Here is a 21,504-nt window from a genome sequence, read left to right as displayed (position 1 = left end):
GGGCCTCAGCAGAATCCGCCGAGCCACTCCCAGGCGGCCGGCTGGTCGGGCTCGCCGGGGCGGGTGACCGCGGCCTGCATGAGGCCGTAGGGGCGGTCCCCGGCGATGAACACCTCGTTGTCGTTGCCGAGCTCGAAGGGGTTGAGGTCCACGAGGTAGTGGTGCTTGTTGGGCATGACCATGCGGATCTCGGCCAGCTCCGGACGGGCGGCGAGCACGGCCTCGCCGATCGCGAAGAGGGTCTGCTGCAGGGACAGGGAGTGCGTGGTCGCGAAGGTCTCGAGCAGCACCGCGCGCACCGCCGCGAAGGTCTCGTCCGGGTCGACACCGGAGGTCCCGTCGGCCGTGATGGGCTCCCGGAAGCGCCAGCGGGCGGTGACCTCGGTGGCGAGGATGCGGTCGGTGGTCTCGGGCAGGGTCGTGTACCGGTCCCGCGGGAAGCCGTGGAACTCGCTGCCGGTCGACTTCAGGACCACGAGGTCCTTGATCCCGCCGATCACGTGGGTGGCGCCGTCCTGGACGGTGACGGCGGCGGTGCGGACCTCGGGCCCGGTGCGCACGAAGGAGTGGTCGTGCCCCTCACCTGCGGCGGTGATGCGCTCCCAGCCGAACTGCTCGGCCTCCCAGCGCCCGCCGGTCAGCCACGTGCCCTCGGCCATGAAGTGCTCGGCCAGGCGCAGCAGGAACCGCTCGGGACCGGCGACGCCGTACTGCTTCGCGAAGGCGTAGACGGTGTTCTTCTGCGTGTCCGTGGCGATGACGCGCGCGTTGTCGCCGGTGCGGTAGCACTCCTCGAAGTCCCCGCGCAGCATCGAGGTGACGTTCAGGTCCGTCAGCGCATGGCGCGGGGTGGAGCGGTCCACGTGGACGAGCCGCACCTCGGCCTTGCCGTACTGGTTCCGGCCCAGCACGGCGGTGGGGGCCGAGCCGGCGGGAGCGGAACCCGCGGGGGCGGCCGACGGGGCGGGAGTCTGACCGGCGGGGGTCTGCGGGGTGGTGATCTCGAGCATGTCAGCTGCCTCGGTAGGTGGAGTGGGCGAAGGGGCTCAGCAGGAGCGGCACATGGGCGTGACCCTCGTCGAGGGAGAAGGCCACCTCGACCTCGGGGAAGAACGTGACCTGACGGCGTTCGGCGTAGTAGGCGCCGGTCGCGAAGCGGAGGCGGTAGGTACCTGGCACGAGCGCGATCGGGCCGAGGTCGCGCACGCGCCCGTCGGCGTCGGTGACCCCGGTCGCGACCTCCGAGCCGCCTGCATCCAGGAGAGTCACGGCGACGCCGACAGCGGGCCGGCCGGTGCCGGTGTCGAGCACGTGGGTGGTGACGTGGCTGATGACGGCGTCCTTCCTCCGGCGGTCGGCGGGTCCCGCGCGCCGCCTGCGACAGGCTGCGCGGCCGGGTCCCGCCCTGGTTCCTCCACGCTAGGAATCGGGTACGGCCGGACCGTTTCTCCCGTGTAAAACATGTGTTTCGCGGGTCTGCTCTGCAGATGTAACCGCCGCGAAACAGGCCCAGACGCCCGCTGAAACACACGATCCCTAGCGTCGGACTCGCCGCCACTGCCCCGAGGCGCTGCACCCCTTGAGAAGAAGGCGAACGCCATGAAGACCCCTCGCACCTCTGCCTCCACCCCGACCCGACGCGTCGTGATCGGCACGTCCCTCACCGCGCTCGGCGCCCTGTCGCTGGCCGCCTGCGGCGGGGCCGACGCCGAGTCCGCCTCCGCCGGCTCCTCCGACGGCGGGGAGGGCGCGGCCGACTACGGCACGCTCGACATCAACCTCTCGTGGATCAAGAACGCGGAGTTCGCCGGCGAGTACATGGCCATCGACCGCGGCTACTTCGAGGAGGCCGGGTTCTCCGAGGTGAACCTCATCGCGGGCGGACCGTCCGGCACCTCGAGCGAGACGATGGTCCTCTCGGGCTCGGCGATCATGGGCACCACCTCGCCGCTCGGCGTGGCGCCGCTGATCCAGGACGAGGAGGCGCCGCTGAAGATCATCGGCACCACCTACCAGAAGAACCCCTTCACGATCATCTCCCTCGGCGACGCCGCCCCGATCGCCACCCCGGCGGACCTCGTCGGCAAGAAGATCGGCGTGCAGACCGGCGTGAACGAGACCCTGTTCGACGGGTTCCTCGCCGCCAACGGGATCGACGCGGCCCAGCTCGAGAAGGTGCCGGTGCAGTACGACCCGCAGCCGCTCGTGAACGGCGAGGTCGACGGGTTCTTCGGCTACCTCACCAACGAGGCGCTGACCCTGGAGCTCGCCGGCGAGGACGTGGTGAACCTGCCGCTGGCGGACAACGGCCTGCCGTTCATGGCCGAGAGCATCGTGGTCACACAGGAGTCCATCGAGACCCAGCGCGACCTGCTGAAGGCGGCGCTGGTGGCGCTCATCCGCGGCTGGAAGGACGCGATCGCCGAGCCCGAGGAGAGCGCGCGCCTCGCGGTCGAGGACTTCGGCCAGGATCTCGGCCTGGACATGGAGAAGGAGACCCGCCAGGCCGAGGAGCAGGTGGCGCTGGTCAGCACCGACGAGACCGACGCGAACGGTCTGCTGACCATGTCCGACGAGCTCATGCAGCAGAACGTGGACGCGCTGGTCGCGGCCGGCTACGACCTCACCGTGGAGGACTACTTCGACACCAGCCTGCTCGAGGAGGTCTACGCGGAGAACCCCGACCTGATCTGACGTGGGGGAGCCGACGGGGGCGGACCGCAGGGTCCGCCCCCGTTCCCGTGCGCGCGGGGAGCGGCCGTCTGCCCCTCCGGCTCAGCTGTCCTCGAGCTCGCCGAGGAGGTCGTAGGCGGCGGTGATCCGGCTGATGCGGCGGGACCCCTTCGGCCCCAGCCGGTTCAGCACGCCGTTGGACAGCACCGACACCAGCGCCATCGCGGTCGAGTAGGAGTCGAAGGCGCCGTCGGAGTCGATCGGGCACTCGAGCCAGCAGTCGGCCCCGGCGGCGTAGGGGCGGGCGGTGCCGTCGCCGATCAGCAGGCACGAGGCCGGTCCGTCGGAGATCGCCGCGGCGAGGGCGGGGAAGGTAGCAGGACGTCGTCGGAAGCCGACCAGCACCACCAGGTCATCGGCGCCGATGCCGACCAGCTCCTCCCCCAGCGCCTGGCCCGGCCGCGGCGCCACCCGCACGTCCTCCCGCGCCTGGATCAGCTGCTGGTGCAGATGCAGGGCGACCGGATAGCTGTTGCGCAGGCCGATGACGAGGATCCGCCGCGCCCCGCTCAGCAGGGCGGTGGCCTGCTCGAGCCCCCCGGCGGAGAGCACGCTGAGCAGACGGTCGTGATTCTCGCGCTCCGCGCGCAGATGCGCCTCCAGACCGGGCCCCAGTCCCGGCACGCCGGTCCGGATGGGCGCCGCGAGCGGCGTGCCGGCGCTGCGCATGGCCCGGGTGTGCTCCTTGACCTCGCGGTAGTCCGCGAAGTCCAGCTTGCGGAACAGCCGGCTCACCGTCGCCTTGGACACCCCGGTCTCGCGGCTGATGTCCGCGGCGCTGAACACGGCCAGGTCGCCGAGGTGCTCGAGCAGGAAGTCGCAGACCCGCCGCTCCTGGGGCGTGAGCTCGGCATACCTGCCGTCGATCCGCGCGTCGATGCGGGCACCGCTCATGCCGCGTCCGCCGTGTGCAGGATGGCCGCCTCGAAGGCCTGCAGGGAGACGGCCACGTCCTCGACGGTGACGGACTCGTCGGGGTGGTGGCTGATGCCGTCGGCGCAGCGGACGAACAGCATGCCGATGTCGGTGACGGCGGCCATCGCCATCGCATCGTGACCGGCGCGGGAGAACAGCTCCATCGGCTCATCATCGCCCGTCGCACGGATCCCCGCACGCACCGCGTCCATCAGACGGGGCGCGCAGCGCACGGCCGGGGCCGCGTGGATCTGCTCCACGTCCAGCGTGAGCCGCCGCTCGGCGCAGGCGCCGCGCACGCGCTCCAGGATCCGCTCGAGCACCTCGTCGCGCAGCCGGTCCGTCTCGGCGCGCAGGTCCAACGACATCTCCACCCGTCCGGGCACCACGTTGACCCCGCCGGGGAACGCCTCGAGGCGGCCGACGGTCGCGATCGCTCCGTGCTCCCGGGCGATCCGCTCGATGTCGAGCACCGCACGGCTCGCGCCGATCAGCGCGTCGCGGCGCCGCTCGTAGGGGGTGCCGCCGGCATGCCGGGCCTCCCCGTGGATGGTGAGGGTGAAGCGGCGGGCGCCCGCGATCGAGGTGACCACGCCGAGGGGCCGGTCCGCGGCCTCGAGGTAGGGGCCCTGTTCGATGTGCACCTCGAGGTAGCCGGCGAGGTCCTCGCGGCGCAGCGCCGCCTCGTCGATCCGGGCGGGGTCCAGACCGAAGGAGGCGAAGGCCTCGGCCATGGTGACGCCGTCCGCGTCGGGCAGGTCGAACCACTCGGGCTCCCAGGTGCCGGCCAGCGCGCGGCTGCCCAGCAGGGTGACCCCGAAGCGGGTGCCCTCCTCGTCGGCGAAGGCGACGACCTCGAGGGCGAAGGGCAGCTCCGCGGCCCGCTCCCGCAGCCGGGCGACGGTCTCGATCGCGAGCAGCACCCCGAGGATCCCGTCGTACCGTCCGGCGTCGGGCACGGTGTCCAGGTGGGAGGCGAGGACGAGGGCGGGCAGCCCGGGCCGGGAGCCCTCGAGCCGACCCCGTTGGTTCCCGGCGGCGTCCTGCCAGGTGTGCAGGCCCGCCGCGGTCATGAGCTCCGCGGCGACGGTGTTGTGCCGGGCGTGCTCGGGAGTGAGGTAGGTGCGCTCGATGCCGTCCTCGCGCGCGGAGATGGCGGCGATCCGATCGCAGTCGGCCATGATGCGGCGGGCGGCCTCGAGGGCGTCGGCGCTCATCGCCCACCTCCCGCGCGCTCAGGGGTCGCTCCGTCGTAGTGCTCGAGGGCCGCGCCGACGCCTCCGCCGCCCCGCACGCTCACGCCGCCGCGGCGGAGCACCTGCTCGAGCGCGGCGAGGGTGAGCAGCACCGCGTCCCGACGGGCGTTGTAGCCCATCGTGCCGATGCGCCACACCGTCCCGTGGAGCGGCCCGAAGCTCGTGCCGATCTCGATGCCGTAGTCCTCGAGCATCGCGGCGCGCACGGCGTCCCCGTCGATCCCGTCGGGGATCCGCACGGCCAGCACGTTGTGCATGCGGTGGGCCTGATCGCCGAACAGCTCGAGCCCGAGCCCCTGCACCCCCGCGGCCATCGCTCCCCCGTGCAGGCGGTGGCGGGCGACGGCCTCGTCGATCCCCTCCTCCACCAGCAGCCGAGCGCATTCATGTGCGGCGTACAGCATGCTGGTCGCCTCGGTGTGGTGGTTCAGCCGCTGCTCGCCCCAGTAGTCCAGGATCATCGAGAGGTCGAAGTAGTTCGAGGCGATGCGCCGCCCGCGGCCCGTGCTGCCGTCGGCGATCCCGGCCTCGACATGGCGCCGGGCGGAGATGATCTCGCGCGCCCGCTCCGAGAGAGTCAGCGGGGAGCTGCCCGAGGGTCCGGCCAGGCACTTCTGCAGCCCGGCGGTGGCGGCGTCGATCGCCCACGCGTCCACGGCCAGCTCGTTGCCGCCCAGGGAGGCGGTCGCATCGGTGTACAGCAGGGCGCCATGGTGCGCCGCGATCGCGCCGAGCTCCTCGAGGGGCTGGTTCATGGTGGTGGAGGTGTCCCCCTGCACCACCGCGAGCAGCCTGGGGCGCACCCGGGCCACGGCCTCGCGGATCCGGGAGACGGGGACCACCTGGCCCCACTCGACCTCCAGGACGTGCACCTCCGCTCCGCAGCGCTCGGCGATCTCGACGAGCAGGTGGCCGAAGCGGCCGAAGATCGGCACGAGCACCCGGTCGCCGGGCTCGAGCAGGGAGACCATCACCGCCTCGATGCCGGCGCGGGAGGTGCCGTCCACCAGCAGCGTCGCCTCGTTCGCGGTGCGGAACACCTCGCGGTAGAGGGTCTGGGTCTCGGACATCCAGGCGGTCATCGCGGGGTCGAACTGGCCCACGAGCGCGGCGGACATCGCGCGCAGGACGCGCGGATCGGCGCTGATGGGACCCGGACCCATCAGGAGCCGCTGCGGCGGGTCGATCGGGGCTGTGCTCATGGGGAGTTCCGTCCTGGGGCCGTTCCGGTGAATGACCCCAGTCAATGCAACGAACGTTTCAGGGGTGTTACCGATGCGGGTCAGTCCGCGACCAGGGCGTCGAGACGGAGCAGGGCGATCTGACGGAGCTGCTCGGCGCGCTCCGCCCGCTCGTCCTCGTCGTCCAGGAGGAGGCGGCGCTCGAGCTCGGCGAGCATCTCGGCCTGGCTGCGGCCCGCGGCGCGGATCAGGAACACGGTGCCGAAGCGCCGCTCGTAGCGGGAGTTGGCGAGGACCCACGCGCCCGGGTCGTCGACCCCGGCCTGCTCGGCGGCGGAGTGCTCCGCCTCGACGGCGCTCAGCGCGACGGCCCGATCACCGGCCCGCTCCCCGATCCGCGGGTGGTGCGCGAGGGCCCCGAGCACCTCGGCGGTGGTCCAGGTGCGGGCGCGGGCGGAGGCCTCGGCGAGCAGCGACTCCCGGCTCGGATAGGGGCGGGAGTCGATGAGATGCCGCACCCAGCTCTCGATCGGGGCGCAGCCGCGCAGCTGCTCCGCGAGCTCGACGGGCGGGGCGCCGTTGAGGCGGTCCAGGGCGGTGCGGGGGCTCATGCGGGCTCTCCCTCGAGGTGTGCGGCGAGGCGGATCAGGTCGAGGTCGCTGCCCGGCGGGCCGACGAGGGTGAGGGCGGTGGGCAGGCGCTCCCCCACGCCCTGCGGGTCGACGCTCAGGGGGACGGCGACGGCGGGCAGCCCGGCGAGTCCCGCGAGGCAGGTCAGGCGCAGGGTGCGGGCGCGCTGCGCCTCGAGGACCGGGCCTCCGGCAGCGGCCTCGTGCAGCAGCGGCGCGACCGACGAGGTCGCGGGCACGACCAGCACCCCGTCGGCGAGCCGGGAGAGGATCGCCTCCACGGCGCGGGCGCGCTCGACACGGGCGGAGTCCTCGTCGGCGGCGGTGAGGGCGGCGGCGCGGTCGAGGCGGGCGCCGACGTCGGGGGCGAGCGCCTCGCGGTGGGCGCGCACCCACGGACCGTGGGCCGCCCAGGCCTCACGGGCCTGGAGGACGGAGAACGCCTCGGCCCAGCGCTCGAGCTCCTCCGTCGCGAGCGGAGCGACCGCTTCGACAGGGGTCATCGCCGACCAGCGGCGTAGCGTCGCCTCGAGGGCGCGGGCGATCTCGGCGTCCAGCTGCTGCCCGAGACCGGGGACGGTGCGCAGCACGGGGTCCGCGAGCACCTGCCCGTGATCGGGCAGGAGGGTCGCTGCGGCCCGGGCGAGCAGGCTCGGGTCGCGGGTCAGGAGTCCGACGGTGTCGAAGCTCGGGGCGAGCGGGAGCACGCCCTCGCGGGAGACGGCGCCGTGGGTCGGCCGCAGCCCCCACAGCCCCTGATACGCGGCGGGGACCCGGATCGACCCGCCGGTGTCGGTGCCGAGGCCGATGCTCGCGTGCCCGAGAGAGACGGCGGTGGCCGGGCCCGAGGTCGATCCGCCGCTGATGCGGTGCGGCGCCCGCGGGTTCGGCGGCGTGCCGTAGTGGGTGCTGGTGCCGGCGAGACTGAAGGCGAGCTCGTCGGTGGCGGCGATGCCGGTGACCTCCGCGCCGGCGTCGAGCAGGGCCTGCACCGCGGCGGCGTGACGGGGCTCGGGGTGGGAGCCGGCGAGCAGGGAGGGGCTGCCGCCGCCGACCCGCTGGCCCTGGACGGCGAGGACGTCCTTGACGGCGACGCGCTCCCCGGCGAGCGGCCCCGGTCCGGCGCCGGCCGGGCGGGTGGACGGCACGAGGGGGTCCCCGACGACCCGCCAGATGCGGCGGTCCAGGGCGGGGGCGGCGACGGCGACGTGGGCGACGGCGACCTTCCAGCCGTCCTCGCCGCGGCGCCACACCTGGGTCTGCAGGCCGCGGCCGCCGCGCAGCAGCTCCGTGGTCGCCACGACCGCGGCGTGCTCCTCGCCGAGCGCGCGCACGTCGAGGGCGACGATGCGTCGCCTCGGGGCCCCGCCCCGGGCGCCGCGGAAGGTGCTGATCGCCTCGTGGCCCCGCAGCAGCCCGCCGGCGTCCCCGCGCAGGGTGTCGGGTCCGGGCGCGAACAGGTCGTCGAGCGCCGCCAGGTCGTCGGCCATGAGCGCGGTCTCGTAGGCCCAGAACGCCTCGAGCAGGCCCGGGATCTCCGGCCCCTGCGCAACGGGCCGGGACTCGTCGGGCGGGGTGCTCATCGGCGGACCTCCGCGAGGTCGGCCGTGCGGATGCGGGCGTGCACGCCCTTGACGACGTCGACGACCTGCGAGATGTCGAAGTCGGTGGCGGCGCTGAGATAGGCGTAGGCATGCTCCGGATCCAGCCCCCATCGCGCCTGGAGCAGGGCGATCGCCTGGCGCACGCAGTCCTGCACGGCACGGTCGAGATCCTCGTCCATGCCGGTGGGGACGAGATGCTCGGCGGTCTCGGCGAGGGGGCCGACGACCTCGCCGAACTGCTCGACCGCCTCCTCGCGGGGGATCACGTCGAGCCGCAGCCGGCTGCGGAGGCTCGCCTCCATCGCGGTCAGCGCCACCTCCCCGTCCCCCTGCGCGAAGTGCGGGTCGCCGACATACGCGAGCGCCCCCTCGACCTGCACCGGCAGGTAGAGGGACGACCCGGCCGTGAGCAGGTTCAGGTCGATGTTGCCGCCGTGGGGACCGGGCGGCACCGAGTGGGGTCGCTCCGCACCGGGCACGGCCACGCCCATGATCCCGAGGAACGGTCGCAGCGGGAAGCGGATGGTGCGCTCGGCCCCGGCGCGCGGAGCCATGGTGCCGACCAGCCCGTCCCCGGTCTCCTCGACGCCGGCGAAGATGCTCACCGAGCCCTCGCCGCGCGGGTACTCCCCCGGCAGGGCGCCGCGGCCGTGCCGGTTGGAGACCACCCCGTAGGGGACGCGCGGCGTGTGCTCGAGGATCGTGATCCGCAGCAGGTCCCCGGGGAGGGCGCCGGCCACGTGGATCGGGCCGGTGACCACGTGGGGTCCGTCGCGGCGGGGATCCCGGCCCGGATGCCCGGCGGCGAGCGCGATCGCGTCGGGCAGCACCTGCTCGGGGTCGACGCCGTGGGCGGCGAAGAAGGCGACGGGATCGCGCCCCTGGTCCTCGAGGATGCCCTCGTGGCTGAGGGTGTCCACGACCACCTCGTCGCCGGGGTCGAGACGCAGCACCGGCGCATCGGCGGCGCAGGGCAGCCGGCCCCACAGGCTCGTCGACTCCTCCACGGGGAGGTGGGCCACTCCGGTCGTCGGGTCTCCGCCCGGTCGCAGGATGTCGGTGCTCATGCTCCTCCTCAGGTCGCTCGTCACGCTAGCGGCGGGGTTTTACGCGCCTGTTACACGGCTGTGCCGTCCGGGTTTCGCCCGGTGCGTAGCGTCCGGCGCATGACCGCCCCCGATGTTCCCGCCGTCGCCGAGCCCACCGCCCCCGAGCCCACCGCCGCTCCGGCCCGGGCTCCGCGGCCCACCACGCTCCACCTGATGCTCACCCTCACCGCCGCCACCGGCATCGTCGACGCCGTCGGCTATCTGGGGCTGGACCGCGTGTTCACCGCGAACATGACCGGCAACGTGGTCATCCTCGGCATGGCGCTGACCGGCGCGGATGACCTCCCGGTCACCGGTCCGGTGCTCGCCCTGGCAGGGTTCGTGCTGGGCGCCGTCCTGGCCGGTCGCGCCGTGCGCGGTCGCAGCGGGGCATGGTCGACGGCGACCACGGGGGTGCTCTGCGGCGTCGGCGCGCTGGTGATCGCCACCGGCGCCCTGCTGATGCTCTGGGGCGATGCCCCGCATCCGGTGCTGCTGGGGGTGACCGGGGCGCTGGGCCTCGCGATGGGGGCGCAGGCCGCGGCCGCCCGCGCGCTCGCCGTGAAGGACGTGACCACGGTGGTCATCACCTCCACCATCACGGGGCTCGCGATGGACTCGCGCCTGGCCGGGGGAGCCGGTGACCTGTGGGCCCGACGGCTGCTGGCGGTGGTGCTGATGCTCGTAGGCGCCGCCGTCGGGGCGCTGCTGCTGCAGGTGCACGTCGGGGCGGGGCTGCTGCTCGCCGGGCTGATCTGCGCCGTCACCGCGCTCGTCGGGCACCGGCGGTGCCGGGTCTGAGGCCGAGTCCGGAACCGGTGCAGGGCGCAGACGCCGCTCAGCGGGTGGTGTGGAGGTCCAGGCGCGAGAGATCCGCTCGGGTGTCGAGATCGCCGCCGTCGTCCAGATCGCGGCAGTCCACGAGGTCGACGCGCTCGGCATGGGCGCGCAGCCAGTCGCGGGCCCCGCGGTCGCCGTGCGCCTGGGCGGCCGCCGCGCGGGCGTCGGCCGCATCCATCAGCACGGGGTGCCGACGCACCAGGGTCCCGTCCGGGCCGGGATACGCCGCGGAGGTCACGCGTCCCGACCGGTGGGCCCGGAGCAGTCGGCGCACCAGCACGGCGTCGACCCCCACCTGGTCCACCAGCGTGATCAGCAGTTGCGGGGCGTCGGCCGCGGCGACCCCGGCGCGCAGCGAGACGGACATGCCGAGCCGCCACAGCGGGCTGTCGACCACGACCGCGCCGGCCTCCCGCGCCGCGGCGCCGACCCGTTCGCCATGGGCGCCGACGACCGCCACCACGTCCCGGCAGCCGCCCTCGAGCAGGCGTCGGGTGAGGACGGAGACGACCGGCTCGCCGCCGACCTCCAGCAGCGCCTTGGGGCCGAGGCCCAGGCGCCGGCCCTCGCCGGCCGCGAGCAGGACGCCCGTGGTGACCGGCAGCTCGGGGTCGTCGGGAGCGGTGCCGTCGGGATGCGGGGTGGATGGCGGGAGCGGCTGCGACATGGCGGGTCTCAGGCGCTCTGCAGCTCGGAGACGGCCAGGTCGAAGCGGTAGCCGACATTGCGCACGGTGTGGATCGCGGACTCGATGCCGACACCGAGCTTCGCCCGCAGCCGACGCACGTGCACGTCCACGGTGCGGGTCCCGCCGAAGTAGTCGTATCCCCACACCTCTTGCAGCAGCTGGGCACGCGTGAACACCCGACCCGGGTGCTGGACCAGGTACTTCAGCAGCTCGAACTCCTTGAAGGTCAGCTCGAGCGGCTGCCCGTCCAGAGTGACGGTGTAGCTGGACTCGTCGATGACCAGGCCGCCCACGATGGTCAGCTCGGGGCCCGCCTCCGGCGCGGTCGCGAAGCGCATGGCCAGGCGGAGACGGGCGTCGACCTCGGCCGGTCCCGAGGTCGGGAGCAGGAAGTCCGCCACTCCCCAGTCCTGGTGTGCGGCGGCCAGACCGCTCTCGGCCATGATCATCACGAGCGGCAGCCCGAGCCCGGCGGCCTCGAGCCGGGTCGCCATGTGCGGGGCCCAGGTGAGGTCCGAGGTCGCATCGAACACGGCGACATCGCAGTCGGGGGCACGCTGCAGCTCGGGCAGCGAGGCACCGGCGTAGTGCACGGAGAGCGGCAGGACCGCGAGCGCCCCGAGCGCGGGACGATGCAGTGCCAGCGGTGCCGGGGAGATGTGCAGGACGCGCAGACCGGAATGCGGGGAACGGCTCACCACGGGACCACCTTCTGGATCAGGACGGAGCGACTGTGAAACGCGTCCGTCGTGTGCCCCCACTTCACCGCAACACTCGTTTCATGCCCATGGTCGAGGATCGCCGAGACCGAAAAGTGATCAAGGAGCCCGCAGCGCGATCAGGGGCGGAAGCGGGAGGGGTGCGCTGGGGGTGCGCTGGGGGTGCGCTGGAGGTGCGCCCTCGTCCGGCCCGCCATCTCCCGCCGTCGGCTCGCCTCCCCCGCGGCCCCGGAGTCGATACCATCGGACCCTCCCCACCGCTTCCAGCGTCGGCAGCGTTCCCGTCCCGCCCGCGCCGGAGGTCCCCGTGCCGCAGTCCCCGTCCGCCCCGTCGGCCCCGTCGGCCCCGCTCGCCCCCGGGCGGCTGCGGCTGGTGATCGTGGCGATGGCGCTCGGCGCCTTCGCGATCGGTACCACCGAGTTCGCCTCGATGGGCCTGCTGCCGCAGATCGCCGACGACCTCGGGGCGAGCATCCCGCAGGCCGGCATGCTGATCACCCTGTACGCGCTCGGCGTGGTGATCGGGGCGCCGCTCGTGACGATCGCCGCGGTGCGGATTCCGCGGGCGCGGCTGCTGGTGCTGCTGATCGCCCTGATCGGGCTCGGGAACCTGCTCTCGGCGGTGGCGCCGAGCTTCGGCGTGCTCGCGATCGCCCGGGTCATCGCGGGCCTCCCGCACGGCGCCTACTTCGGCGTCGCCTCCCTGGTCGCCTCGCGGCTCTCCCCGCCCGGGCGGCGCGCCCGCTCCGTGTCGCTCGTGATGCTGGGCCTGACCATCGCGACGATGCTCGGCGTGCCCGCCTCGACCGCGCTCGGCCAGTCGGTCGGCTGGCGCTGGGCGTACGTGATCGTCGTGGTGATCGCCGCGGCGAGCACGATCGCGATCTGGCGCCTCGTGCCCGAGCCGGAGGGCAGCGGCACCACCGGGTCGATCCGAGCGGAGCTGCGGGCCCTGCGCCGCGCCCAGGTGTGGTTCGGCCTCGGCATCGGCTCGATCGGCTTCGGCGGCATGTTCGCCGTGTACAGCTACATCGGCGAGATCGTCCCCGGCGTGCTGGGCCTCGGCGAGCGCGGCGTGCCATGGGCGCTGTTCGTGTTCGGCATCGGCATGACGATCGGCAACATCCTCGCCGGCCGCCTCGCCGATCTCAGCATCTACGGCACGATCTTCGCGGGCCTGGTCGGCATGACCCTCAGCCTCGCCGTGTTCGCCCTCGTCGCCCACAGCGCGGTGGCCGGCCTCGTGCTGCTGTTCGCGATCGCCGTGACCTCTCAGCTGATGGGCCCGTCGCTGCAGATGTTCCTGCTCGACGCCTCGCCCGACGCCCCCTCGCTCGCCGCAGCCCTGCACCATTCCGCGCTGAACCTCGGCAACTCCCTCGGGGCGGCGCTCGGCGCGGCCGTGCTCGCCGCCGGCTGGGGACTGCTCGCCCCGTCCTGGGTGGGCGTGGGGCTCGCCCTGCTCGGCCTGGTCGTGGCCGCCTGGTCGTTCGCGCTGCACCGCCGGCGGGTCGTAGCCGAGGTCGGCGCCGAGGCCCGGGCGGAGACCGAGGCGGTGCGGGTCGGCGCCTGAGCGGGCGGGGCCGAGTCGCCGGCTGCTGAAACACCGCGCCAGGCGTGAGCTCACCGCTCCTCAGGGCTTCAGGTCACGCAGGGCGCGGAGTTCCAGCAGGGCCGGGCGGGAAGCATCGGTTCGCGGCTGGGGTGCCCCGCCGGTGCTCAGCCCGCCGGGACGGCCTCCGCGACGAAGCGCTGCTCGACGGTGCCGTCGGCGTGCACGGTCTCCTCGAACTCGGCCGGGATCACCCGGCGCCAGAACGCGGTGGCCGAGGAGTTCGTCGCGACCTGGCTGATCGACCAGCGCCCCGGGTGGAGGGCGATGATCTCGCGGGCGGAGCGGGCCCCGATCCCGGTGCGGCGGTACTTCCGCAGCACGAAGAACTCCGCCATCTGCACCGGGTCCTCGGCGCGCACCAGCGCGAAGCCGGCCGGGTGGGCGTCGACGCGGATCACGTAGGCATGACGCTCGGGCTCCTCCCGATACGCGTCGAGCCAGGCGTAGGAGTAGCGGCCCTGCTCGTCCACGTCGCCGCCCGCGTGCTCCGAGAAGTCGTGGAGGTAGAGCTGCAGGAGCTGCTCGAGCAGGGCGAACTCCGCCTCGGTCGCTCGGGTGACGGTCGGTCCCTGCCCTGCTGTCGGCGCTGCCATGCCCGCACTTTACGAGGGCAGGTGGGGACGGGCACCTGACTTTCCGGGCGGCGGAAGGGGCGGCAGCGGCCAGGTGCGGCGGCAGGGGCTTGGTGCGGCGGGTGCCAGGTGCGGCGGCAGGGCGGGAGTAGCGGCAGCGGCCCGGTGCGGCGGGCTCGCTGCTGAAAAACTGCGCCTGGCGTGACCTCACGGCCCCACAGCCCGTCAGGTCACGGAGGGCGCGGAGTTCCAGCAGCCCCGCCCCGAGAGACGGGGACAGGGGAAGGGCAGGGCAAGGGCAGGGACTGAAACGGGGGCAGGGCCAGGGGCAGAGGCGGAGGCAGGGGCAGCGGCCGGAACCGGGGTCGGAGACGGTCCGGAGGCCGGACCGCCCTGCCCCGGCCCCGCTGCCGTCACCCCCGCCCCGGCCCCCGCCGCGGCACCGAGCGGATCGCCCCGCGTCTCACCGTCCGCGACTCCACGGCGCCCCTCGAGGCGGGCACGTCGACGTCGGGCTGACGAGGCGCCCGGGCAGCGCGCCCGTTCCCACGCCGAAGCCACCCCCGGTGGCCTCCCCGCGCCCCACCCGACGCCCGACCCCCCACGCCCAACTCCCGCGCCCCAGCCCCGCGCCTAACTCCCGCGCCCCATCCCAGAAACTGCTGCAGACTCGGCGGAATCCCTGCCCCATTCGCCCCAGAGTGCAGCGGTTCCGGGGCGCGGCGGCGGATCGGGAGCGCAGGGGTGTGCGAGCGCCGCACTCCTCCCCCGCGCCCCATCCCAGAAACTGCTGCAGACTCGGCGGAATCCCTGCCCCATTCGCCCCAGAGTGCAGCGGTTCCGGGGCGGAGCGGCGGAACGCGGGCGCAGCGGCGAGGCGGGAGTGCGAGCGGCGCGGGCGCGGGGACGTGGCGCGGCGTGGGCGCGCGCGGGCGAGGGGGGAACGGGAGCGCGGCGTGGGCGCGCGGGTGACGAGGCGCGGGCGCGCGAGGGCGTGGCGCCGGGCGCGCGAGCGGGGCGTCGCGGCCCGCAGGGCGAGGCTCAGCGGCGGCGGACGAGCACCACGGGGTCGCTGCCGACGGCGTCGAGGAAGGGCCCTTCGACCTCGTAGTCATCGCCATTGGCGACGATCACCGGGCTGATCAGGGACGGGACGCGTGCGCGCAGCAGCTCGAGGTCGACCTCGAGGACCGGCTGGCCGGTGATCACCCGCTCGCCCTCGGCGAGGCGGCAGCGGATGCCCTCGCCGCACAGGGACACGGAGCCGAGGCCGGCGTGGAGCATGATCACGGCGCCGTTGGCGGTGCGGATCCCGACGGCGTGGGCGGCCTTCGCGATGAGCACGATCGTCCCGTCCACGGGCGAGCAGAAGCGCCCGTTCTCCGGGTCGACGGCGAAGCCGGGGCCCATCATGCCGCGGGAGATCACCGGATCCGGCACCTCGTCGAGGGCCAGCAGCCGTCCGGCGACGGGGCTGGCGACCGCGACGGTGTCGTCGATCAGCGGCTTCTTCTTCCCGAACCCGAGCACGGCTCCTCCTCTCCGTCACGACCGATCTGCGGGACAAACGCCCCACAGTATGCGCCCGTTCCGGAGCGGCCGTGAAGATGGGAGCCGCAGAGGACGTGTGAGCCTCGCCCCGTCCGCTCAGACGCCGACGGCGGTCCGGCGGGCCACGGCGGCATCGGCCTCGTCGCTCACGAGGGAGGCGTTCAGGTGCGCCCCGGCGAGCGCGCCGGCCGCCGCCGAGGCTCCGACCTGCGCCATCGGGTCGGCGAGGTTGCCCGCGGCCCAGATGCCGGGCACGCCCGTCGCCCCGCCCATCGTGGTGACCACCTTCTCGCCGAAGCCGCCCGGGAGCTCCTCGAGAGGGAGTCCGAGGTCACCCAGTCCGTCGAGCCGGGGGTAGACCCGCGAGGCGACGGCGAGCACGTCCCGCTGCACGAGGGTGCCGTCGGCGAGGCGGACCCCGGCGAGGGATCCGTCGGCCGCGGCCTCGACCCGCTCGACCGCGCCGTCGATCACCGTGATGCCGAGGGCGGCGAAGCGCTCGAGGGTCTCCTCCTCGAAGCGGGTGCCGCGGGAGAAGACGGTCACGTCGTCGCTCAGCTGCCGGAACAGCAGCGCCTGGTGCGCGGAGGCGGGGCCGACGGCGAGCACGCCGATCGCCTGGTCGCGCACCTCCCAGCCGTGGCAGTAGGGGCAGTGGACGAGGCCGCGGCCCCAGTGCTCGGCGAGGCCGGGGATCGCGGGCAGCTCGTCGCGCACGCCCGTGGCGAGCAGCAGCCGACGGGCGGTGACGACGCGGCCGTCCGCGAGGTCGACGGTGAAGCGGAGGTCCCCGTCGGCGGCGGGCCGGTCGGCGCGGGCGGCGGCGACCCGGGCGCTGACGACGAGCCCGCCGTACGAGCGGACCTCGGCGCGGCCGCGGGCGAGCAGCTCGGCGGGCGCCATGCCCTCGCGTCCGAGGAGCCCGTGGATGCCGGCGGCGGGCGCGTTGCGGGGGTCGCCCGTGTCGAGCACGAGCACCGAGCGGCGGGAGCGGACCAGCATCAGGGCGGCGTTGAGCCCCGCGGCACCGCCGCCGAGGACGGCGACGTCCACGAGCTCGTCGGGCAGGGTGTCGGCAGTGTCGGGGGTGGCGGGGTGGATCGACGACATGGGAGCTCCTTGGGGGATCAGCGGGCGGGTGCTGGTCGATCCTGGACCGGAGTTGCCCCACGGGACTACTCTCTTGCTCATGACGCAGACACCCGGAGGTCTCGACGACCTGGTGCGCAAGCGGCTGAGAGCTGTGCGACTCGCCCGCGGCCTCTCCCTCGCCGAGCTCGCGGAGGCCTCGCACCTCTCGGTCTCCACCCTGTCCCGGATCGAGACCGGCTCGCGTCGCCTGGCGCTCGACCAGCTGGCGACCCTCGCCCGCGCTCTGGACACGAGCCTCGACCAGCTCGTCGCCACCGAGGCCGACGACGTGGTGATCGCCCCGGTCAAGGATCATGCCGGCGACGGCGGTCTGCGCTGGACGCTCCGCGACAGCCCCGACACGACGATCCTCCGCCGCCGCTTCACGGGGCCGCCCCCGTCGGACCCCTCGAGGCTCCGCGCCCACCCGGGCCGGGAGTGGCTGCTGGTGCTCTCGGGCACCGCGACCCTCCTGCTCGGCACCCGCAGCTATCGGATCGAGCGCGATCATGCCGCGGAGTTCCCGACGATGCTCCCCCATGCGCTCGGGGCCGACGGCCGCCCCTGCGAGGTGGTGATGGTCTTCGACCGGGAGGCCCGACGCGGACACCGCGATCCCGCACCCGGGCTCCGGGAGTAGTCTGCCGGGGGCTCCGCAGCCGGGAGACCCATCCCCATGGAAGGACGAGTCATGGCCGATCCCCGAGTCAGCGTGCAGGAGGCGTGGGATGCCCTCGCCGAGGGCAACGACCGCTTCATGCAGGGCGACCTGCACCACCCCCAGCAGAGCGCGGCCCGCCGCAGCGAGCTGAGCACCTTCCAGGCGCCGAACGCCGCGTTCCTCGGCTGCTCCGACTCGCGCGTCGCCGCGGAGATCCTCTTCGACTGCGGCCTCGGCGATCTCTTCGTGGTCCGCAACATCGGCCAGATCGCCAACGAGAACACCACCGCGACCATGGAGTACGCAGTCTCCGAGCTGGGCGTCGCGGTGATCGTGGTGCTCGCGCACGGGTCCTGCGGGGCGGTGCGGGCCGCGATCGACCAGACCACGGCCACACCCAGCGAGGTCACCCCCGCGATCCGCCGCGAGCTCGAGCGGATCCAGCCGGCCGTGCAGCGGGAATGGCTCGCCACCCATCAGGACACCCCGTACGTCGACCCGGAGCTGATCGACGCGGACGCCGTCGGCCGCCGTCACCTCGACGAGACGATCCATGCGCTGATGCGCTCCTCCCGCGTCATCTCCGACGCCGTCGCCCAGGGCCGACTGGGGATCGTGGGCTGCCAGTACCAGCTCGAGGACGGGCACGTGCTCCCCATCACCGCCGTGGGCCAGCTGACCCTGGAGCGCTGAGACCCGGGCCGCGAAAATCCCGCGGCGTCGTCCCGCCGAGACCCCCGAGACCATTCCGTGACCCGGAATGGAGGCTCGGGGGTCTTTCTTTCGTGACCTGGGAGGTCCGCGATCACGCGCCGCCGGCGCGACCTCTCTGAAACGCTCGACGGTGGCGCACGCCGGCGGGTGCTGCTCCTGGACGAGCCGACGAACCACCTCGACCTCGGCGCCCAGCACCGGGCGCTGCGGATCGTGCGCGAGGAAAGGGTGACGACGGACGAGTCGACGCCGACGGGACGGCGCAGCTGCTGTTCCGCGGCACCGACCGTCCCCGGGCCGGTCACCCGGATGTCGTCGCGGGACAGTACGGTGACCGGGCGCGCCTCGCCGACGGCGGGACGCGCGCCGAGGGGACACCGCACATCGACCGCACCGCGGTAGGGGCACGACGCATCATGACTCAGCCGGAGAACAGCCAGTACGAGGACGGCCAGCCGGGGACCGGCCAGCCGCGGGAGAACGCCTGGCCGGCGCCGCAGGAGCCGGAGCCCGCGCAGACGCAGGGCACGGAGCAGCCGTGGGGCCAGCAGCCGCCCGCGCCGCAGCAGTCCCCCGCCCCGCAGCAGGCGGCCGCGCCGGCGCCGTCGCCCGCGGCCGTGCCGTCGCCCGCGGCCGCGCCGTTCGGCCAGGCCTCCCCCGCCGTCGGCGGCCAGCCGTCGCCCTATGCGGCCCCCGCCCCGCAGGGCACCCCCGCCGACTCCCAGCAGACCGGCGCGCAGTGGACCCCGGCCAGCCCCGGCGCGCGGGGTGAGGCAGGCTTCTTCAAGGCGCTGTTCGACTTCCGCTTCGAGCACTTCATCACCGTGAAGTTCTCGAGCTTCCTCTACGTCGTGGTCATGATCGTGGCCGCGCTCGTGTGGCTGGGGCAGATCCTCAGCGGCATCATGTTCGGCTCGCTGCTGGGCTCGTTCAGCGGCTTCTACGGCGAGCCGAGCTTCAACGCGGTGCCCCTGATCCTGGGCATCCTCTTCGGCTGGATCCCGGCCGTGATCGCGCTGATCGCAATGCGCCTCGGCCTCGAGTTCGCGGTCGCGACGGTCCGCACCGCGCAGCACACCAAGCGCATCGCGGAGGCGACCGAGGCCCGAGGGGCCTGAGCCCTCACACGCGCGCGTCCCGCTCGCCGAGCCACGGCGCGAGGCGGTCCGGGGCCCCGAGCCAGGGGGCGAGCCCCTCGGCCCACTCGGCCTCGGTGAGCAGGCTGCGGCCGAAGGCGAGCCGCACCCGCCCGGCGTCGGCGGGGCGGATCCCGGTGACGACAATGCGCGTGGTCGGCAGGTCGCGGCCGGCCCGCCACACCGCCCCGATCGACACCTGCCCGCCGGCCCCGTCCCACTGGCAGATGCTGTCCGGGCGGTCGGGCACCCAGAAGCGGCCGCGGCCGCGCAGCTCCCCTCCCCCGAGGTCCTCGATGTTCTCGAGCAGCCGCTCGGGATGGAAGGGCCTCGTCGAGCTCAGGTCGAGGGTCCAGGTGCCGTGGCGGGTGGGGCCGCCGTAGGGCTCGACGAGCCGGGCGTCACGTCGGCGCAGTCCGGCCGCGCGGTCGTGGCGCCCGCCCAGCGCCTCCCCCGCCCGCAGCGCGTGGAGCCCGTGGAGGAGCCGCTGCTCGGGGGCACGGAGGTGCTCGACCAGCTCGGTGCCGGGATCCCCCGGATCGCCGTCGAGCACGATCAGGTCGGCGTGCTCGAGCTGGGCAGCGAGCGCCTCGCCGACGGAGCGGGCGTCGCCGTCGGCCCATTGCGCGCCGCGCTCGGCGAGGGTGTCGTCCCCGAGGAGGTCCTCGCGGGCGGTGCCGCTCGCGGCGACGGCGCGGGAGGAGGCCAGCTCCCAGTCGCCCTGATGCGGGTGGAGGGTGCCGACGACGGTCGCGGGATCGGCGCTGAGCGGCGGGGCGAGCAGGATCCCGTCGACCTCGCGCCGCTCGGCGAGGCGGCGCAGGGTCGGCACGGCATCCTCGCGCATGGCGCAGGAGACGCACGGGTGGTCGAGCTCGACCAGCTCGTCCTCGCGCACTCCGTCGGCAGCGACCACGAGGCGGCGCAGTGCGGCGGCCTCGTGGTCCACCTCGTAGCGCAGGGCGAGCAGCCCCTCGCCCTCGAGCAGGAGGCTGCCGACGAGGACGTCACGCAGCACGGGGTCGATCGCGGTGATCACGGCGACGGGGACGGGAGGGGCGACGGGCTTCGGGGAGATGGCGGACACAGGGGCCAGCCCTTCCTTCTTGACGATAATGGGTCTCAGTAACTACTATCGCCCACCATGTCCCGACGCTGTCAAGTCACCGGAGCGGTCCCCCGCTTCGGGAAGTCCGTCTCCCACTCCCATCGGCGCACCTCGCGCCGCTTCGACCCGAACGTGCAGACGAAGCGGTTCTTCGTCCCCTCGCTCGGCCGCACCATCCGCCTGCAGGTCTCCGCCCGGGGCCTGCGCACTATCGACCGGCGCGGGATCGAGGCCGTCGTGGCCGAGATCCGCGCGCGCGGCGAGAAGATCTGAGAGGACCCCGCCCCATGGCCAGGAAGAACGATGTGCGCACCACGATCAGGATGCGCTCGACCGCCGGCACCGGCTCGACCTACATGACCACGAAGAACCGGCGGAACACCCCCGATCGGCTCACCCTGCGGAAGTTCGATCCGCGACTGCGGGCCGTCACCGAGTTCCGCGAGGAGCGCTGATGGCGAAGACCTCGAAGATCGCCGCCGACGCCCGCCGCCGCGCGATCGTCGCCCGGCACGCGGACGAGCGCGCCGCGCTGAAGCGCGTGATCAAGGACCCCCGGGCCTCCGCCGCGCAGAAGGTCCTCGCCCAGCGGGCCCTGCAGCGGCAGCCCCGCGACGCGAGTCCGACGCGGCTGCGGAACCGGGACGCCGTCGACGGCCGGCCCCGCGGCCACCTGCGCCGCGTCGGCCTCTCCCGGGTGCGCTTCCGGGAGCTCGCCCATCGCGGCGAGCTCCCGGGGATCCGGAAGTCCAGCTGGTGACCTCGCGCCCCGCCGCACGCCCACCCCATCCCCCGATCACGCTGACCGCACTGACCGAAGGAGCATCCGATGAGGAGCACCATCCACCCCGACTACCGCCCGGTCGTCTTCCGCGACCGCAGCGCCGACGTCGCCATCCTGACCCGCTCGACGCGCACCTCCGAGCAGACCGTGCTCTGGGAGGACGGTCGTGAATACCCCGTGATCGACGTGGAGGTCTCCTCCGCCTCGCACCCCTTCTACACCGGCCGCGCGACGGTGCTGGACACCGCGGGGCGCGTCGAGCGCTTCCGTCGGCGCTACGCCCGGACGGAGGATCTCCGATGAAGGTGCGCAGCTCGCTCCGCTCCCTCGCCGCCCGACCCGGCGCCCAGGTGGTGCGCCGCCGCGGGCGCCTCTACGTGATCAACAAGAAGGAGCCCCGCTTCACGGGGCGGCAGAAGGGCTGAGGCGGGACCCGGCGAACACCTCGCGGCAGCCACCACCACCTGACACCCCAGCTCCCGACGGGCGGGCGCGGCGGCCTTCACGGTCGCCGCGCCCGCCCGTTTCCGGGTGTTGAGACTGCCCCATAGACAACACTGTGCGACACACACTATGGTG

25 protein-coding genes are annotated in these 21,504 nt (G+C 74.0%); 11 read left to right on the top strand and 14 right to left on the bottom strand.

Annotated elements, in window-relative coordinates:
* Positions 1 to 5: 5 nt before the first annotated feature.
* Both pucL and uraH read right to left on the bottom strand, forming a co-directional pair.
* The gene (gene pucL / locus V1258_RS14500; RefSeq protein WP_329750342.1) at positions 6 to 1,010 is read right to left on the bottom strand and encodes a factor-independent urate hydroxylase; all 1,005 of its coding nucleotides are present in this window, start codon (positions 1,008 to 1,010) and stop codon (positions 6 to 8) included.
* A gap of 1 nt (position 1,011) precedes the next feature.
* Positions 1,012 to 1,332, bottom strand: a complete 321-nt coding sequence (uraH, locus tag V1258_RS14495; protein WP_133677879.1) for a hydroxyisourate hydrolase — start codon at positions 1,330 to 1,332, stop codon at positions 1,012 to 1,014.
* A 267-nt stretch (positions 1,333 to 1,599) separates the two neighbouring features.
* Between uraH and V1258_RS14490 the strand changes: the two genes are divergently transcribed.
* Complete coding sequence (locus V1258_RS14490) at positions 1,600 to 2,694, top strand: ABC transporter substrate-binding protein (protein ID WP_329750341.1); 1,095 nt, start codon at positions 1,600 to 1,602, stop codon at positions 2,692 to 2,694.
* An 81-nt stretch (positions 2,695 to 2,775) separates the two neighbouring features.
* On the opposite strand, the gene V1258_RS14485 is transcribed toward V1258_RS14490, so the two are convergent.
* The 6 genes from V1258_RS14485 to V1258_RS14460 form a co-directional block, all read right to left on the bottom strand.
* Entirely contained in the window at positions 2,776 to 3,627 is an 852-nt protein-coding gene (locus V1258_RS14485) for a MurR/RpiR family transcriptional regulator (RefSeq protein ID WP_329750340.1), read from the bottom strand.
* Positions 3,624 to 4,865, bottom strand: coding sequence for an allantoate amidohydrolase (locus V1258_RS14480; protein WP_329750339.1), 1,242 nt, complete (start codon positions 4,863 to 4,865; stop codon positions 3,624 to 3,626). The genes V1258_RS14485 and V1258_RS14480 overlap by 4 nt, the downstream gene beginning before the upstream one ends.
* On the bottom strand, positions 4,862 to 6,106 hold the full coding sequence (locus tag V1258_RS14475; protein ID WP_329750338.1) for a pyridoxal-phosphate-dependent aminotransferase family protein: 1,245 nt from the start codon (positions 6,104 to 6,106) through the stop codon (positions 4,862 to 4,864). The genes V1258_RS14480 and V1258_RS14475 overlap by 4 nt, the downstream gene beginning before the upstream one ends.
* Positions 6,107 to 6,186: 80 nt before the next feature.
* The gene (locus V1258_RS14470) at positions 6,187 to 6,696 is read right to left on the bottom strand and encodes a 2-oxo-4-hydroxy-4-carboxy-5-ureidoimidazoline decarboxylase (protein ID WP_329750337.1); all 510 of its coding nucleotides are present in this window, start codon (positions 6,694 to 6,696) and stop codon (positions 6,187 to 6,189) included.
* Entirely contained in the window at positions 6,693 to 8,297 is a 1,605-nt protein-coding gene (locus V1258_RS14465) for an AtzH-like domain-containing protein (RefSeq protein WP_329750336.1), read from the bottom strand. The genes V1258_RS14470 and V1258_RS14465 overlap by 4 nt, the downstream gene beginning before the upstream one ends.
* Positions 8,294 to 9,385 (bottom strand): acetamidase/formamidase family protein, encoded by a 1,092-nt coding sequence (locus tag V1258_RS14460; protein WP_329750335.1) that lies wholly within the window; start codon positions 9,383 to 9,385, stop codon positions 8,294 to 8,296. The genes V1258_RS14465 and V1258_RS14460 overlap by 4 nt, the downstream gene beginning before the upstream one ends.
* A 99-nt stretch (positions 9,386 to 9,484) precedes the next feature.
* Between V1258_RS14460 and V1258_RS14455 the strand changes: the two genes are divergently transcribed.
* The gene (locus tag V1258_RS14455; RefSeq protein ID WP_329750334.1) at positions 9,485 to 10,207 is read left to right on the top strand and encodes a YoaK family protein; all 723 of its coding nucleotides are present in this window, start codon (positions 9,485 to 9,487) and stop codon (positions 10,205 to 10,207) included.
* A 37-nt stretch (positions 10,208 to 10,244) separates the two neighbouring features.
* On the opposite strand, the gene V1258_RS14450 is transcribed toward V1258_RS14455, so the two are convergent.
* Both V1258_RS14450 and V1258_RS14445 read right to left on the bottom strand, forming a co-directional pair.
* Positions 10,245 to 10,913 carry a nucleotidyltransferase family protein gene (locus V1258_RS14450; protein ID WP_329750333.1) on the bottom strand — a complete coding sequence of 223 codons (669 nt, stop codon included), beginning with the start codon at positions 10,911 to 10,913 and terminating at the stop codon, positions 10,245 to 10,247.
* 8 nt (positions 10,914 to 10,921) lie between these two features.
* Positions 10,922 to 11,608 carry a winged helix-turn-helix domain-containing protein gene (locus tag V1258_RS14445; RefSeq protein WP_442878632.1) on the bottom strand — a complete coding sequence of 229 codons (687 nt, stop codon included), beginning with the start codon at positions 11,606 to 11,608 and terminating at the stop codon, positions 10,922 to 10,924.
* A gap of 352 nt (positions 11,609 to 11,960) precedes the next feature.
* On the opposite strand from V1258_RS14445, the gene V1258_RS14440 reads away from it, so the two are divergent.
* Positions 11,961 to 13,226, top strand: a complete 1,266-nt coding sequence (locus V1258_RS14440) for an MFS transporter (protein WP_329750331.1) — start codon at positions 11,961 to 11,963, stop codon at positions 13,224 to 13,226.
* Positions 13,227 to 13,372: 146 nt separating this feature from the next.
* Here the strand turns inward: V1258_RS14440 and V1258_RS14435 are convergent, their stop codons facing one another.
* The 3 genes from V1258_RS14435 to V1258_RS14425 all read right to left on the bottom strand — a co-directional run bounded on the left by V1258_RS14435 (position 13,373) and on the right by V1258_RS14425 (position 16,501).
* Positions 13,373 to 13,861 (bottom strand): GNAT family N-acetyltransferase, encoded by a 489-nt coding sequence (locus tag V1258_RS14435; RefSeq protein ID WP_329750330.1) that lies wholly within the window; start codon positions 13,859 to 13,861, stop codon positions 13,373 to 13,375.
* Positions 13,862 to 14,881: 1,020 nt separating this feature from the next.
* A complete protein-coding gene (locus tag V1258_RS14430) occupies positions 14,882 to 15,370 on the bottom strand; it encodes a PTS sugar transporter subunit IIA (RefSeq protein ID WP_329750329.1) in 489 nt (162 codons plus the stop codon).
* A gap of 117 nt (positions 15,371 to 15,487) precedes the next feature.
* Positions 15,488 to 16,501, bottom strand: coding sequence for an NAD(P)/FAD-dependent oxidoreductase (locus V1258_RS14425; RefSeq protein ID WP_329750328.1), 1,014 nt, complete (start codon positions 16,499 to 16,501; stop codon positions 15,488 to 15,490).
* Between the two features lie 79 nt (positions 16,502 to 16,580).
* Between V1258_RS14425 and V1258_RS14420 the strand changes: the two genes are divergently transcribed.
* The 3 genes from V1258_RS14420 (at position 16,581) to V1258_RS14410 (ending at position 19,015) form a co-directional block, all read left to right on the top strand.
* Positions 16,581 to 17,162 (top strand): helix-turn-helix domain-containing protein, encoded by a 582-nt coding sequence (locus tag V1258_RS14420; RefSeq protein ID WP_329745542.1) that lies wholly within the window; start codon positions 16,581 to 16,583, stop codon positions 17,160 to 17,162.
* Between the two features lie 51 nt (positions 17,163 to 17,213).
* On the top strand, positions 17,214 to 17,876 hold the full coding sequence (locus V1258_RS14415) for a carbonic anhydrase (protein ID WP_329750327.1): 663 nt from the start codon (positions 17,214 to 17,216) through the stop codon (positions 17,874 to 17,876).
* Between the two features lie 437 nt (positions 17,877 to 18,313).
* The gene (locus tag V1258_RS14410; protein ID WP_329750326.1) at positions 18,314 to 19,015 is read left to right on the top strand and encodes a DUF4282 domain-containing protein; all 702 of its coding nucleotides are present in this window, start codon (positions 18,314 to 18,316) and stop codon (positions 19,013 to 19,015) included.
* A 4-nt stretch (positions 19,016 to 19,019) separates the two neighbouring features.
* Here V1258_RS14410 and V1258_RS14405 read toward each other — a convergent pair whose 3' ends face one another.
* On the bottom strand, positions 19,020 to 20,120 hold the full coding sequence (locus tag V1258_RS14405; protein WP_329750325.1) for a GTP-binding protein: 1,101 nt from the start codon (positions 20,118 to 20,120) through the stop codon (positions 19,020 to 19,022).
* A gap of 57 nt (positions 20,121 to 20,177) precedes the next feature.
* Between V1258_RS14405 and rpmB the strand changes: the two genes are divergently transcribed.
* The 5 genes from rpmB (at position 20,178) to ykgO (ending at position 21,350) form a co-directional block, all read left to right on the top strand.
* Entirely contained in the window at positions 20,178 to 20,414 is a 237-nt protein-coding gene (rpmB, locus tag V1258_RS14400) for a 50S ribosomal protein L28 (RefSeq protein ID WP_329750324.1), read from the top strand.
* Between the two features lie 14 nt (positions 20,415 to 20,428).
* Positions 20,429 to 20,596, top strand: coding sequence for a 50S ribosomal protein L33 (rpmG, locus tag V1258_RS14395; protein WP_329745547.1), 168 nt, complete (start codon positions 20,429 to 20,431; stop codon positions 20,594 to 20,596).
* On the top strand, positions 20,596 to 20,901 hold the full coding sequence (rpsN, locus tag V1258_RS14390) for a 30S ribosomal protein S14 (RefSeq protein ID WP_329745548.1): 306 nt from the start codon (positions 20,596 to 20,598) through the stop codon (positions 20,899 to 20,901). Before rpmG ends, rpsN begins: the two co-directional genes overlap by 1 nt.
* Before the next feature lie 69 nt (positions 20,902 to 20,970).
* Positions 20,971 to 21,228, top strand: coding sequence for a type B 50S ribosomal protein L31 (locus V1258_RS14385; protein ID WP_329750323.1), 258 nt, complete (start codon positions 20,971 to 20,973; stop codon positions 21,226 to 21,228).
* Complete coding sequence (gene ykgO / locus V1258_RS14380; RefSeq protein WP_329745550.1) at positions 21,225 to 21,350, top strand: type B 50S ribosomal protein L36; 126 nt, start codon at positions 21,225 to 21,227, stop codon at positions 21,348 to 21,350. The genes V1258_RS14385 and ykgO overlap by 4 nt, the downstream gene beginning before the upstream one ends.
* Positions 21,351 to 21,504 lie beyond the last annotated feature (154 nt).

The organism is Brachybacterium sp. J153 (assembly GCF_036311905.1).
Classification (GTDB): domain Bacteria; phylum Actinomycetota; class Actinomycetes; order Actinomycetales; family Dermabacteraceae; genus Brachybacterium.
This window is presented reverse-complemented; position numbering and strand designations above follow the sequence as displayed.

What these genes read in the sequence shown, in the direction of transcription:
- pucL (WP_329750342.1), bottom strand. Translation starts at nt 1,010, where the DNA reads ATGCTCGAGATCACCACCCCGCAGACCCCCGCCGGTCAGACTCCCGCC.
- V1258_RS14490 (WP_329750341.1), top strand. Translation starts at nt 1,600, where the DNA reads ATGAAGACCCCTCGCACCTCTGCCTCCACCCCGACCCGACGCGTCGTG.
- V1258_RS14485 (WP_329750340.1), bottom strand. Translation starts at nt 3,627, where the DNA reads ATGAGCGGTGCCCGCATCGACGCGCGGATCGACGGCAGGTATGCCGAG.
- V1258_RS14480 (WP_329750339.1), bottom strand. Translation starts at nt 4,865, where the DNA reads ATGAGCGCCGACGCCCTCGAGGCCGCCCGCCGCATCATGGCCGACTGC.
- V1258_RS14475 (WP_329750338.1), bottom strand. Translation starts at nt 6,106, where the DNA reads ATGAGCACAGCCCCGATCGACCCGCCGCAGCGGCTCCTGATGGGTCCG.
- V1258_RS14470 (WP_329750337.1), bottom strand. Translation starts at nt 6,696, where the DNA reads ATGAGCCCCCGCACCGCCCTGGACCGCCTCAACGGCGCCCCGCCCGTC.
- V1258_RS14465 (WP_329750336.1), bottom strand. Translation starts at nt 8,297, where the DNA reads ATGAGCACCCCGCCCGACGAGTCCCGGCCCGTTGCGCAGGGGCCGGAG.
- V1258_RS14460 (WP_329750335.1), bottom strand. Translation starts at nt 9,385, where the DNA reads ATGAGCACCGACATCCTGCGACCGGGCGGAGACCCGACGACCGGAGTG.
- V1258_RS14455 (WP_329750334.1), top strand. Translation starts at nt 9,485, where the DNA reads ATGACCGCCCCCGATGTTCCCGCCGTCGCCGAGCCCACCGCCCCCGAG.
- V1258_RS14450 (WP_329750333.1), bottom strand. Translation starts at nt 10,913, where the DNA reads ATGTCGCAGCCGCTCCCGCCATCCACCCCGCATCCCGACGGCACCGCT.
- V1258_RS14435 (WP_329750330.1), bottom strand. Translation starts at nt 13,861, where the DNA reads ATGGCAGCGCCGACAGCAGGGCAGGGACCGACCGTCACCCGAGCGACC.
- V1258_RS14425 (WP_329750328.1), bottom strand. Translation starts at nt 16,501, where the DNA reads ATGTCGTCGATCCACCCCGCCACCCCCGACACTGCCGACACCCTGCCC.
- V1258_RS14420 (WP_329745542.1), top strand. Translation starts at nt 16,581, where the DNA reads ATGACGCAGACACCCGGAGGTCTCGACGACCTGGTGCGCAAGCGGCTG.
- V1258_RS14415 (WP_329750327.1), top strand. Translation starts at nt 17,214, where the DNA reads ATGGCCGATCCCCGAGTCAGCGTGCAGGAGGCGTGGGATGCCCTCGCC.
- V1258_RS14410 (WP_329750326.1), top strand. Translation starts at nt 18,314, where the DNA reads ATGACTCAGCCGGAGAACAGCCAGTACGAGGACGGCCAGCCGGGGACC.
- rpmB (WP_329750324.1), top strand. Translation starts at nt 20,178, where the DNA reads ATGTCCCGACGCTGTCAAGTCACCGGAGCGGTCCCCCGCTTCGGGAAG.
- rpmG (WP_329745547.1), top strand. Translation starts at nt 20,429, where the DNA reads ATGGCCAGGAAGAACGATGTGCGCACCACGATCAGGATGCGCTCGACC.
- rpsN (WP_329745548.1), top strand. Translation starts at nt 20,596, where the DNA reads ATGGCGAAGACCTCGAAGATCGCCGCCGACGCCCGCCGCCGCGCGATC.
- V1258_RS14385 (WP_329750323.1), top strand. Translation starts at nt 20,971, where the DNA reads ATGAGGAGCACCATCCACCCCGACTACCGCCCGGTCGTCTTCCGCGAC.
- ykgO (WP_329745550.1), top strand. Translation starts at nt 21,225, where the DNA reads ATGAAGGTGCGCAGCTCGCTCCGCTCCCTCGCCGCCCGACCCGGCGCC.